Genomic DNA, 12,494 nt, shown 5'->3' on the forward strand with positions numbered 1-12,494 from the left:
TCAACAATTCCTTATCATTATTAACAATACTGTAATAGTTACAAATCAGATATGCTTAAAACAGATAAAATTTATATCGCCGGCCATCGTGGAATGGTGGGTAGTGCGCTGGTAAGAAAATTAACAGCAGAAGGTTTTAATAATATTATCACCCAAACATCTGCCCAACTGGACCTGCGCAACCAGCAGGCCGTAAATGATTTTTTTTCCACAGAAAAACCTGCCTATGTTTTTCTTGCCGCAGCAAAAGTGGGTGGCATTATGGCCAATAATACCTACCGGGCCGAATTTATTTATGACAACCTGGTGATTGAAACCAATATCATTCATGCTGCCTATAAAAATTACGTAAAGAAATTATTGTTCCTGGGTTCGTCCTGCATCTATCCTAAAATGGCACCGCAGCCATTAAAAGAGGAGTATCTTTTAACCGGTTTATTAGAAAGCACCAATGAACCTTACGCCATTGCAAAAATTGCGGGTATTAAGCTTTGTGAAGCTTACAGGGACCAGTATGGCTGCAATTTTATTTCGGCAATGCCCACTAATTTATATGGTCCAAACGATAATTACGACCTGCAGCAATCTCATGTAATGCCGGCATTGATACGCCGGTTTCATGAAGCAAAAATTGCAGGCCACCCTGCTGTTACTTTATGGGGCACCGGTACTCCCAAACGTGAATTTTTATATGTGGATGACCTGGCCAATGCCTGTTACCACCTGATGCTGCATTATAATGAAAAATTATTTGTAAATATTGGTACCGGGGAAGATATGAGCATTGCAGAACTGGCCCGTCTTGTAAAAAATATTGTTGGCTACCAGGGCGAACTGGTTTGGGACGATTCCAAGCCCGATGGTACCCCAAGAAAATTAATGGATGTGAGCCGCATCAATCAAACCGGGTGGAAACATGCTGTTGAATTACCCAAAGGAATACAACTGGCTTACGAATCTTTCCTGGAAACAATCAACCCGAAATAAATCAATTATCTTAGAGCTTTAAAAATAGTAAACAATGAAGTCAACCTGGTTTAAAAAAGCCTTACCCCATCTTATTGCAATTGGTATTTTTTTATTGGTATCAGTTATTTTTTGCAAGCCTGCATTAGACAGCAGCCTTACCATGCAACAAAGTGATATCACCCAATGGCAGGGTATGAGCCATCAGTTGATGGAAAAAACAAAAGCAGAGGGCCGTGGTGCACTGTGGGCAACCAATATGTTTTCGGGTATGCCCAGTTACCAGATCACCTACCCTACTCCATGGAACCCGATTGATCTTATCCATCACATTTTTACACTTTGGTTACCTAAGCCCATCAATTTTTTCTTTTTGATGTGCATCAGCATGTATTTACTATTGTCTGTTATTAAACTCAGGCCGTGGACAGCCATCATCGGAGCTTTAGGATTTGCCTTCAGCAGTTTTACTGCAATGGCCACTGTTGCCGGCCACGATACGCAGATGCTTACGCTGGCTTATGTACCCGCCACGCTTGCGGGTATGCTGCTTGTTTATGAGAAAAAATATTTATGGGGCTTTACACTAACTGCATTATTTACCATGATGCAGCTGGGTATGAATCACCAGCAAATCAGTTACTACTTTTTTATTATAGCAGTAATAATGACGATTGCCTATTTTATAAATTGGGTAAAGCAAAAACAATTAGCGCATGCCGGTAAGGCCATTGGCCTTGTAGCAGTTGCTGCTGCAATTGGTGTTGGTGTTAATATTTTAAACTTATGGGTGAATGCCGATTACACCGCTTCCAGCAAACGTGGTGGTATGCTGGTAATGGATAAAAAGGATGCAGCCAAGGATAATGTTACCAAAGATTCTAAAACAACAGGCTTACAGATAGATTATGCCTTTCAGTGGAGTTATGGAAAAATGGAAAGTTTCAGCCTCATGTTCCCTGGAATAAAAGGTTACGGGATGCATGTTTCCGAACGTGACGGAGAGCAGGAAATATTTCCGAAACTGGATGACAAATCACATGTGTACAAACAGGTTGATGAAAAAATAAATGCACCGCAACCCCGCTATGATGCAGAAAAATATGCATTAAGTCTTTCTCAGAGTATTTACTGGGGCGATCAGCCATTCACAGTTGGCCCCGTTTACCTTGGTGCTATCATTTGCTTTTTGGGTATTTTAGGATTGTTTTTATTAGATAACAAACACAAATGGTGGATATTGGCCTGTACCATATTGGGCATAATGATGGCCATGGGAAAAAATCTACCTGGCTTTAATGGCTTCTTATTCGAACACCTTCCTTTGTACAATAAATTCAGGGTGCCTACTATGACGTTAGTAATACCGCAGATAGTAGTGCCCATACTTGCGGCTTTAACCCTGGATTATCTTATCACACACCAGGCAGAAGCTGAAACCTGGAAGAAATTTAAATTAGGAGCAATAGCTACTGCAGGTATTTTTATTATCGTTATTGGCATTTACTTTACCAGCGATTTTAGTGCAGAAAATAAAAACCGTACAAAAGCTATTAACGAAATGTTGCAAAGTAAATCGCAACAGGAGATGCAAGAGAAATACAATACCATTAACAGTGATAAAAATCTGCAGCCTTTAGTTGATAATAGTGTTTATGAGCAACAGGTATTAAACAACCGGTTAGAGGATACTGAAGCCAAAGGTATTTTATCTGCATTAAGAAAAGACAGGGCTTCGTTTTTAGGAAAAGACATCCTGGTATCGTTAGTGTATGTGTTACTTGCGGCTGCATTTTTGGTTTTGTATTTAAAGAATAAACTAAATGCGACAGTTGTAATTGCAGGAGTAACCTTAGTTGCATTTATCGAGTTATTCAGTTTTGATATTAAATACCTGAATGATAAAAGCTTTGCCAGCAAGGCTGATTTTGAAGCAGCAGAATTTCCTATGAGTAAGGCTGACCAGGAAATACTGCAGGATAAAGACCCGAATTACCGTGTGCTGGATATGAGTAAAGGAGATCCTTACCAGCAATCGAGGTCATCTTATTATCACAAAACAATCGGAGGATACTCGGCTGCCAAGCTGGCTATTTATGATGATCTTATTACTTACCAGCTCACCGGCGGTACTCCAAATGCCAATGTGCTCAATATGCTGAACACCAAATACATTATTCAACCCGGACAAAACCAGGGAGAGGCCATAAAAGTACAAAACCCTGGTGCTTTAGGTAATTGCTGGTTTGTAAAAGCGGTTACCTATGTAAACGGAGCAGTTGAAGAGATGAAAGCACTGAATGATTTTAATCCGAAGGATACTGCCATTGTAGATAAAAGTTACCAGGCAAAAATCGGCAGTTTTACTGCACCGGATAGTGCTGCATACATTAAACAGACTGCATTTGATAACGATGCCATAAAATACGAAAGCAATTCAGCCGCACCACAACTTGCCGTATTCAGTGAAATATTTTATAAAGACTGGAATGCTTATATCGATGGTAAGAAAACAGACATCATTAAAACCGATTATGTTTTAAGAGCTTTGATGTTGCCTGCAGGTAAACATAGTATTGAATTTAAGTTGGAGCCTGCTGCTTATATTAACGGATCAAAACTAGGCGTATTTTTTACCTGGTTAATGATTGCATTGTTAATCGGAACCATTGGTTGGGAAATAAAGAAAACACTGGGAAATAAGACTGCTACAACTAATGGGTAATACTGAAGAAATAAAGGTTTTAGCGTTAATGCCTTACAAATTTTTACCTGCAAAACTCGGCGGGCAAAAGCATTTTGCTTTATTCTTTAAGTTTTTTTCTTCTCTTATACCTACTACTTGTATCAGTGTAAAGGATAATGATATATCCCAGGTAAAAGAGTATGAAGTTTTAAACATTATAGAGAATGGCAAATTGCGCTATGCCAACCCTTTGTATTTTTTTACTTTAAGAAAGATCATTAAAGATAAAAAGATAACACACTTAATGATAGAACATCCTTACTATGGCTGGCTGGGTATTTTATTAAAAATGTTTTGCAAGGTTAAGTTAGTGATCCGCTCTCAGAATATTGAAGCCGAAAGATTTAAAAGTATTGGCAAATGGTGGTGGGGGATTTTATGGAATTACGAAAGGACTACTCATCGTTTTGCCGATTATAATTTTTTTATTCAGCAGGATGATGAGCAGTATGGCATTTCCAGGTACAAGCTGAATCCTGATAAATGCTTCATCATCACTTATGGATTTGAGCTTACAGGCCCGCCCACAAAGGATGACAGGGAGGCTGCAAAAGAAACCATTTCGGCTTTATATAATATTAAAAAGGACGAAAGAATAATTTTATTCAATGGCTCTTTAAATTACAAGCCCAATACTGATGCTTTGGATACCATCCTGAATCATATTAATCCATTGTTGTTACAACAAACTGGTTTTAAATACAGGATAATTGTATGCGGCAGTAATCTAAACTCTTCTTACAACGAATTAAAACAGTACAATGATAAAAATATTATTTATGCAGGCTTTGTGGATGATATAACTTTGTACTATAAAGGTGCAGATATGCTTATCAACCCGGTAATGGATGGCGGAGGCATAAAGACTAAATTAGTAGAGGCATTGGGATATGATTTGAATGTGGTGACTACAACAAGCGGTGCAATTGGTGTGCCGCTGGCGATCACCGGCGAAAAAATGAAAATAATTGAAGACGATTGCTGGAATAATTTTGCAACTGCAGTGATCAGCAGTAATACATCATCAAGCATTCCTGCTGCATTCTTTGATCATTTTTACTGGGGAAAAATTGCAGAAAAAGCAGCTGCCATACTGCAACAAAAATAAATGTAGCGTAATGAAGATATTAATTACAGGTATAACAGGTTTTGTAAGTGCCCATTTCTTGGATTACCTCAACACGGTAGAACCAGGCTCCCAGGTAATGGGTATTGCAAGAGATATTGAAGAGTTTGATAAAAGCCGCTATCCCAATCTGCACATTACCATAAAGCTGATTGATTTATTGAATAAAGATGCTGTTGGTATCATCCTCAGCGATTTTGAGCCTGAATATATTTTACACCTGGCATCAGTAAGCAGCGTAGCCTTAAGCTGGAAAACGCCTTTGGAAAGTTTTGTAAACAATACCAACATTTTTTTAAACCTGGTTGAAGAAGTAAGGTTGTATAAAATAAAATGCCGCATTTTATCAGTAGGTTCTTCTGAAGAATATGGTGAAGTATCAGAAGCACAATTACCCTTAACAGAAGAACACCAATTGAACCCGGTTAGCCCTTATGCTGTAGCCAGGGTATCTCAGGAAATGTTGTCTACCATTTATGCCGAAGGATTTAATTTAGACATCATCATCACCAGGTCTTTCAACCATATTGGCCCGGGGCAAAAAGATAAATTTGTAATCTCTTCTTTTGCTAAACAACTGGTAGCCTTAGCCGCAGATGACACTAAAGAAAAAAAGATCATTACCGGCGACCTGTCTATTACCCGTGATTTTTTAGATGTACGAGATGTTGCCAAAGCCTATTATATTTTATTGAAACAAGGCAAGAGTAATTCGGTTTACAATATTTGTTCGGGCCGTGGTATTATGCTTAAAGATATCATTGTTAAAATGAGTGAGTTGCTGAACATTACTATCCATACCGAAGTAAATCCGCAGCTGATACGCCCCAATGAAAACCGGACAATCACCGGCTCTTACCAAAAAATGAAAAAAGATTTTGGCTGGGAACCTGAGATATCATTAGAACAAAGCCTTGCTGATATTATCAGTTACTGGCAGAAAAAATAGCTGACCAATTAATCCTTAAAAATGATCCTTGTTTTTTTTGAAAAAGTAATCAAAAGGCTATTGCCAATATACAGGCATGCCAATATTTCTTACTCACAGGAAGGTGAAGACATGATATTAAACCGTTTTTTTGAACACCAGAAAAAAGGTGTTTATGTTGATGTGGGTGCACACCATCCTTTCCGTTTTTCTAACACTAATTTTTTTTACAGAAAAGGCTGGACGGGTATCAATATTGAACCCATGCCTGAAGTAGCACATTTATTTAAAAGATTCCGGTCAAAAGATATTAATATTCAAAAAGGAGTTTCATTAAAAGAAGAACAGTTGACCTATTATGTATTTGAAGAAACTGCTTTAAATACCTTTAGTGAAGAAAAAGCAAATGAGTATACGCAGGCAAATTTGCAGCTGATAAAAAAGCTTACTATTGATACAGTTCCTTTATCTAAAATACTTGAAGACAATCTGGCTCCAAATACCACAATCGATTTTTTAACTATCGATACTGAAGGCCTGGAAATGGAGGTTTTACAATCGAATGACTGGAATAAATATAAGCCAACATTTGTTATACTGGAGGCGCATACAGTCGAGATAAAAAAACACTTTTCCTCAGAAGTGAATATTTTTATGGAAAAATTAAACTACCAACTGGTAGGCAAGACCTATTATTCTTACATCTATAAAAAATGCTAAAAGCCCCTGTTTTATTAATTGCATTCAACAGGCCTGCCACAACACAACAGGTGCTGGACGCTATTGCAATATACCAGCCACCTGTTTTGTATGTAGCTACAGACGGGGTAAGAAAAGACAATACCACTGATGCTGCAAAATGCGCCGCAGTACATGAACTGGTAAACAACTGGAAAAAAAACAATCCTGCTGTAGAAGTCAAAACATTATACCAACCTGAAAATCTTGGTTGTGGCCGGGGGGTCAGCACGGCCATCAGCTGGTTTTTTAACAATGAAGAAATGGGCATTATTTTAGAAGATGATTGTTTGCCAAATCAATCTTTTTTTACATTTTGCAATACCCTGCTGTACCAATATAAAGATGATGACCGCATCATGCATATTGGTGGCAGTAATTTTATTGAGCCGGAAATGAAAGTGAATAATGAGAGTTATTATTTTTCCATTTATCCTCATATATGGGGCTGGGCAAGCTGGAGAAGGGCATGGAGTAAATATGATTTTGAAATGAAAAAATTTGAAAAATTCAAACGTTTGCCGGAGTTTATTAAATACTACGACCAGGAATTATTTGAAAAAACAAAATCTCATGAAATTGACACATGGGATTCTCAATGGGCTTATACAATTTTAATGAATAAAGGAGTGTCTGTAATTCCTAATTACAATCTTGTAAAAAATTTAGGCTTTGATGAAAATAGTGGTAGTCACCATAATAAAACGCCAAATTGGTATAAAGGAGTGGTTCATGAGATCAAAGAAATAAAACACCCTGAAGAATTTATTTTAAATAAGGCTAACGATGATCTTGTGTATAAGAAAGTTATTAAACGAGGTGTTTCACATCGCCTGAAAAGATTTTTGAAAAGGCTATTTAATTAAATTTTTTCTTCAAGCCCGGTAAGGATATTTACAACCGGCATTCCTTTAATTACCTCGAATGACTCTAAAGGATTAAGATAATTAAGATGGCCTTGTTCGTTCCGCGACTGCCTGAACTTATATTTCACATAATCCTGCTTGCTTGTTTTCTCTTCAATTCCCTTAAAGCGGCCAAAAACTTCTTTTTTAATAAAATAAGCATTATTACAGGTATTGTTGCATCCTACAAAAACATAACCTTTTTTACTAGCCAGGTTAACAACCGCATTTATTGAAGCTCCCCAATAAAGATTTGAATAATGCTTTTCTGTTCTCACAAATGCATCATCATACGGAACAGTAATTGCTCTTTGTGCTCCAAAAATTGCATTATACTCTACCACAAGAATATCAGGACTTACAACTGTTATAGCATCCAATATCCAATAATCATTCCCGTCAATATCAACGCTTAAAAGTCCAATATTCCCTGAAAACACTTTACCTATTATATCATTGATATTGTCTTTAGTAATAAAGGCCTCAAAAGCATGTAACTCAAAAAAAATATAAATGGGGTCTTGTTTTATATAGTCAATATTGCGCTTCGAGCCATCTATCACCAAACCTGCCCAATTATTGTTCACTAACAGGAATCTTGTATTAGATTCCCGGTAATTTTCAACCCCAAACTCAACAAAGGTTTTATTTGATACCTGATACTTACTTATCAGGTATTGTATTATCCCGTCATCTCCTGATTGTGAAAATGCATTAAACTCGACTTCCCAAAGTTCTTTAATTCTTTCAAGCTGATTATTCTGGTACACTAATTTTTTAGCGGCAAGAATTTTTAATTCATTAAAACTCCGGTCAAATAAGCTATACCTATACTGAGAAATTTTTTTTCGGAAATACTTCAACATACTAACAAATAATTATAGTTTCTTAAGTTTTACCTGGCCAAAACCTTAAGTTCAAAAGTATATATTCTTGGGCTTGGCTTATGAAAAGAACTTTGAGTAACTGTATTCCAGAAGTCTTCTTTAAATTTATACCATCTCAACAGGGTTTTAATAATGAACTTCTTAATAAAAGACATATCGTCTGTTCCATCGGGATTTAAAAAATCTATTTCTTCAAACCCAGCAGATTTCAACACGTAGATGATGCTTCCTGCAGTAAATAGCGTAGAATGAGTAAAGTCTTCATACATCCAATAGCCACCCGTATTTGATTGCCCGTTAGGTATCATTACAACAAATGCTCCACCCGGCTTTAATAAAGAGGTTTTTATTGCTATTAAAGTATCAATGATTTTATCTTTGTCAACGTGTTCTAAAACGTGACTCATAGTTATAAAATCAAACTTTTCAGTTATTGATTTTGAGAAACTTATTACGTCTTCTATTTTCAATACATTAATGCCTTTATCCTTACATGCCTTTATAGATTCATCTGAAATGTCGATACCCAGCGTTTTTTTATACCCTAATTTATTAACCTCATTGAGGTATTGCCCTAACCCACAGCCGATATCCAGTATATTAGCTTCCTTATCTGCAGGAAGTACTTTCGCCAGGTAATTTGGAATTTTGTAAGTCTCATAGAAACTTACATCGACATTTCTGGACGAGAAATATTTGGACTCTTTAATTTTGTCATCTGTCTGCATAAAAATTGAACTTTATTTAACTTGCCTTTTATAAAATAATATAACCATATTTTTGCTTATTACTAAAATTCCGCATTCCACTCATGTTGAATACCGCTAAATTAATGATTTATGAGGTGATTTTGTTGCTGGCAAAAATAAAGCTTAGAAACCAATCCACAGATAAGGATACTATTTTATTGATCAAAACAGATGAACTAGGCGATTATATCCTGTTCAGAAATTATATTACCCTTATTGCAGCCGCTTACGGAACCAATAAAAGAATAATTTTTGTAGGCAACCAGATGTGGAAAAACCTGTTTGACAATTTTGACCAGCATCCTTCCATTATTACTACTTATTGGGTAGATAAAGCAAATTTTAAAAGAAAGATGTGGTACCGGTACAGACTGCTTAAACAGATCAACAGGCTGAATGCAGGCATTGCCATCAATATGGTATATTCCAGGACCAGGCGCTATGAGGATGCCATAGTTAGCGCTGCAATTGCTACAACAAAAATAGCCTATACCGGCAATGCTGACAATGCATTACCGGTTGAAAAGTTGTTGAATAAAAAACTGTATACGCAACTGATTGCTGTTCCAGATAAACTACATGATTTTTTTAAGCACCGGTTATTCCTGCAGCAGTTAACAGGAAAAAATATTGAAGCTCCCTCATTGGAAATTCCAACAATTGGCAACCAGGATTTTTCAATTCCCCCCAAACCTTACGTATTGATTTTCCCCGGATCGGGTAAGCCGGAGAAAATATGGTCAACAGATAAATTTATTACAGTGGCCAATTTTATTACCAACACAACCGGCTTTCATATTTGCCTGTGCGGATCAAAAGCTGATGTACCGCATGCCATAAACTTCATCAATAATTTTACCGGTGATGTAACCGATTATTGCGGCAAGACCAACATGATACAGGTGATTGAATTGATTCAAAATTGTCGTTTTACAGTGAGTATTGATACAGGCTCTGTACATTTATCTGCAGCCTGCAACGTGCCTGCATTTGCAGTGTACAATGGTATTCATTATGGCCGTTTTGCGCCTTATCCTGCCGAGCTGAAAAAAAATATTTATCCTATTTATCCCGATGAAGTGGAAAAGCAATTACTTCGCAATAAGAACGACGAAATTGTAGCCGGCAATTATAACGATGTAAGTGCCGAACAGCTAATAAGGGCTATACAACTATTTAATCAAACAACCCAATGAGTAATATCAGGCGCCAGAGCATCTTCTCTTCTTTATTAATTTATATGGGCTTTGTATTTGGCGCCCTTAATACTTACTTTTTTACGAGGCAAGGTCTTTTTAAACCAGAAGAATATGGTTTGATACAAGCCATTATCAATATCAACCTGGTATTCTTTTCTATATGCACGCTAGGCGCTCCCGCAATGATGAGTCGTTTTTTCCCCTATTATGATGAGTTGCCTAAAAAACAAAATGATCTTTTTACTTTTGTTTTGCTGTCCTCATTTGTTGGATTTATTATTCTTTGCTTACTCGCCTATTTTTTTCAACCATTGGTGGTGCGTAAATTCCAGGCCACTTCATCTTTGCTGATACAATATTACTATTGGATACTACCCTACACTTTTTTTTATACTGTTTACTATATTCTTGAAGTGCAAAGTTATATCAGTAAAAAAGCAGTAGCCCCAAGTTTTTTAAGAGAGACTGTACACCGCCTGATTGTAACTTTTTTAATTGTGTTGTTTATTTTTAAGGTGATCAATTTTGACGAAATGGTTAAATCCTATGCTTTTAGCTATGCGCTGCTAATGCTTTTTCTGGCGGCATTTTTAATAAAAAACAACTCGTTAAATTTTACTTTTAAAATCAGTTCTGTTACAAAAGCGCATTATAAAGAAATTTTAAAAATGATGTTGTTTGTATATACAGGAGGGATCATATTTTACCTGGGTTTAAATTTCGACAGCATCAATCTTACACGCCAGGGGGGGCTGGAAAAATCAGGCATCTTTACATTATCTATGTATATTGCAAGTATTATATCGGTACCTCAAAGAAGCATCGTTGCAATTACCAGCCCTCATATTGCCACAGCATGGAAAGAAAAAAATTTAAAGGAAATTTCCCGTATCTACAGCCGCAGTTCCATCAACCTTTTAATTATATCCTTATTTATTTTTTTAAACATCTGGCTTAATATTGATGATGCTTATATTTTTCTTAAAATAAACCCGACCTTTATTGCAGGTAAGTACGTAATTTTTATTTTAGGCCTGAAATTTATTATTGATATGGGCACTGGTGTAAATGCCCAGATGTTGCACACCAGTAACTTCTGGAAATTTGAATTTATTACGGGTGTGGTGTTATTATTTTTAACTATCCCACTTAATTACTGGCTCACACAAAAATATGATATGGTAGGTGCAGGTCTGGCCAGCTTTATCAGCCTTACGGTATACAATATAATCAGGTTGTGGTTTATCTATTATAAATTTAAAATGCAACCTTTTACTATGAATTCTTTAAAAAGTGTAGTAGTTGCTGCGGCAATATATGGCCTGGTGTATTTTGTATCGCAAACGCTGTCGGGCTTACCTGCAATGATCATCAGGTCTACATTATTCTCTCTTTTGTTTATGGTTACAGTGTATTTTTTAAAATTAACACCTGATATGGAACCAGTAGTTAACAGCATCAAAAAAAGACTGGGTATAAAAACTACCGAATCTTAGATAAAAATAATTCCAGCGCTGTTCTCTTTTTTTCATCCAGCAAAAAACTGATCTTGTTTTTATAATAATCATCCAGGTCTGCTTCTTTATAAGCTACTGCCTTTACTATAGTATCAACATAAGCTAAACCAAAAGAGGTGGCTTTATTAAATGCCGCAGTGAATTCAGCTGTCATTGGTTTATTACTCACCCATGCCGCAAATAAAAAAGGCAGGCCGGTCATTTCTTTCCAGGCAAGACCAAGATCGAAATGATACTTAGATAAAGGGATTTGTTTAAAGGCCCTGTCACCAATAACAAGACCAGCTGTTGTGCCGCCAATATTTTGCTCAAAGCCTTTTTCTGCCGCTACCAGTCCGGGTGCTATTTTCCAATGTTCTTTCAGCAGTATTTTTAATAATGCTACCGAGGTACGGCTTTGATAGTCCAGCAAAACTGTTTTTATTTCAGCAAGCGGCACATCGCTAAACAGGCAAACACTCGCCACTTCACCATCACAACCAATACCATAGTCAGCAACAATGTAATATTCCTTCATCAGTGGCAAAACCGCCACAGGAACCAATCCTATATCTATTTCGTTGTGGAGTAATTTCTGTGCAATATTGGCGGGAAAATCAAATACCAGTTCCGTTTCATCCTGCATCATTCCGTTTTCAAATCCGTAGATAAGGGGCTTTGTATTTAAATAACTTACTGCCCCAACTTTAATCTTCTGTGTCAATTCCTGTATTTTTGCTGCAAATTTACAGCA

Annotated in this window: 11 protein-coding genes; 8 read left to right on the forward strand and 3 right to left on the reverse strand. The window is 36.7% G+C overall.

Going from position 1 to position 12,494, the window contains the following annotated elements; translation table 11 throughout:
- The first annotated feature begins 51 nt into the window (after positions 1 to 51).
- Genes fcl through ACYVM0_RS11610 form a run of 6 tightly spaced genes read left to right on the forward strand, consistent with a single transcriptional unit; the run spans position 52 to position 7,370 of the window.
- The gene (gene fcl, locus ACYVM0_RS11585; protein ID WP_460557174.1) at positions 52 to 987 is read left to right on the forward strand and encodes a GDP-L-fucose synthase family protein; all 936 of its coding nucleotides are present in this window, start codon (positions 52 to 54) and stop codon (positions 985 to 987) included.
- 34 nt (positions 988 to 1,021) lie between these two features.
- Positions 1,022 to 3,691: a hypothetical protein gene (locus tag ACYVM0_RS11590; RefSeq protein ID WP_460557176.1), complete on the forward strand. Its 2,670-nt coding sequence runs from the start codon at positions 1,022 to 1,024 to the stop codon at positions 3,689 to 3,691.
- Positions 3,684 to 4,820 carry a glycosyltransferase gene (locus ACYVM0_RS11595; protein ID WP_460557178.1) on the forward strand — a complete coding sequence of 379 codons (1,137 nt, stop codon included), beginning with the start codon at positions 3,684 to 3,686 and terminating at the stop codon, positions 4,818 to 4,820. The genes ACYVM0_RS11590 and ACYVM0_RS11595 overlap by 8 nt, the downstream gene beginning before the upstream one ends.
- A gap of 10 nt (positions 4,821 to 4,830) precedes the next feature.
- Positions 4,831 to 5,787 (forward strand): Rossmann-fold NAD(P)-binding domain-containing protein, encoded by a 957-nt coding sequence (locus ACYVM0_RS11600; protein WP_460557180.1) that lies wholly within the window; start codon positions 4,831 to 4,833, stop codon positions 5,785 to 5,787.
- Positions 5,788 to 5,808: 21 nt separating this feature from the next.
- Positions 5,809 to 6,486 (forward strand): FkbM family methyltransferase, encoded by a 678-nt coding sequence (locus tag ACYVM0_RS11605; protein WP_460557182.1) that lies wholly within the window; start codon positions 5,809 to 5,811, stop codon positions 6,484 to 6,486.
- Positions 6,480 to 7,370, forward strand: a complete 891-nt coding sequence (locus ACYVM0_RS11610; RefSeq protein WP_460557184.1) for a hypothetical protein — start codon at positions 6,480 to 6,482, stop codon at positions 7,368 to 7,370. Before ACYVM0_RS11605 ends, ACYVM0_RS11610 begins: the two co-directional genes overlap by 7 nt.
- Here ACYVM0_RS11610 and ACYVM0_RS11615 read toward each other — a convergent pair.
- Together ACYVM0_RS11615 and ACYVM0_RS11620 are read right to left on the reverse strand one after the other, a co-directional pair.
- The gene (locus tag ACYVM0_RS11615) at positions 7,367 to 8,275 is read right to left on the reverse strand and encodes a hypothetical protein (protein ID WP_460557186.1); all 909 of its coding nucleotides are present in this window, start codon (positions 8,273 to 8,275) and stop codon (positions 7,367 to 7,369) included. The two genes, ACYVM0_RS11610 and ACYVM0_RS11615, sit on opposite strands and share 4 nt — an antisense overlap.
- Positions 8,276 to 8,304: 29 nt before the next feature.
- Positions 8,305 to 9,024: a class I SAM-dependent methyltransferase gene (locus ACYVM0_RS11620; RefSeq protein ID WP_460557187.1), complete on the reverse strand. Its 720-nt coding sequence runs from the start codon at positions 9,022 to 9,024 to the stop codon at positions 8,305 to 8,307.
- An 83-nt stretch (positions 9,025 to 9,107) separates the two neighbouring features.
- On the opposite strand from ACYVM0_RS11620, the gene ACYVM0_RS11625 reads away from it, so the two are divergent.
- Positions 9,108 to 10,241, forward strand: coding sequence for a glycosyltransferase family 9 protein (locus tag ACYVM0_RS11625; RefSeq protein ID WP_460557189.1), 1,134 nt, complete (start codon positions 9,108 to 9,110; stop codon positions 10,239 to 10,241).
- On the forward strand, positions 10,238 to 11,740 hold the full coding sequence (locus ACYVM0_RS11630) for a lipopolysaccharide biosynthesis protein (protein ID WP_460557191.1): 1,503 nt from the start codon (positions 10,238 to 10,240) through the stop codon (positions 11,738 to 11,740). The genes ACYVM0_RS11625 and ACYVM0_RS11630 overlap by 4 nt, the downstream gene beginning before the upstream one ends.
- Here ACYVM0_RS11630 and ACYVM0_RS11635 read toward each other — a convergent pair.
- Positions 11,727 to 12,464: a menaquinone biosynthetic enzyme MqnA/MqnD family protein gene (locus ACYVM0_RS11635; RefSeq protein ID WP_460557193.1), complete on the reverse strand. Its 738-nt coding sequence runs from the start codon at positions 12,462 to 12,464 to the stop codon at positions 11,727 to 11,729. The genes ACYVM0_RS11630 and ACYVM0_RS11635 overlap by 14 nt on opposite strands.
- Positions 12,465 to 12,494 lie beyond the last annotated feature (30 nt).

It is taken from the genome of Ferruginibacter profundus (genome assembly GCF_054783275.1).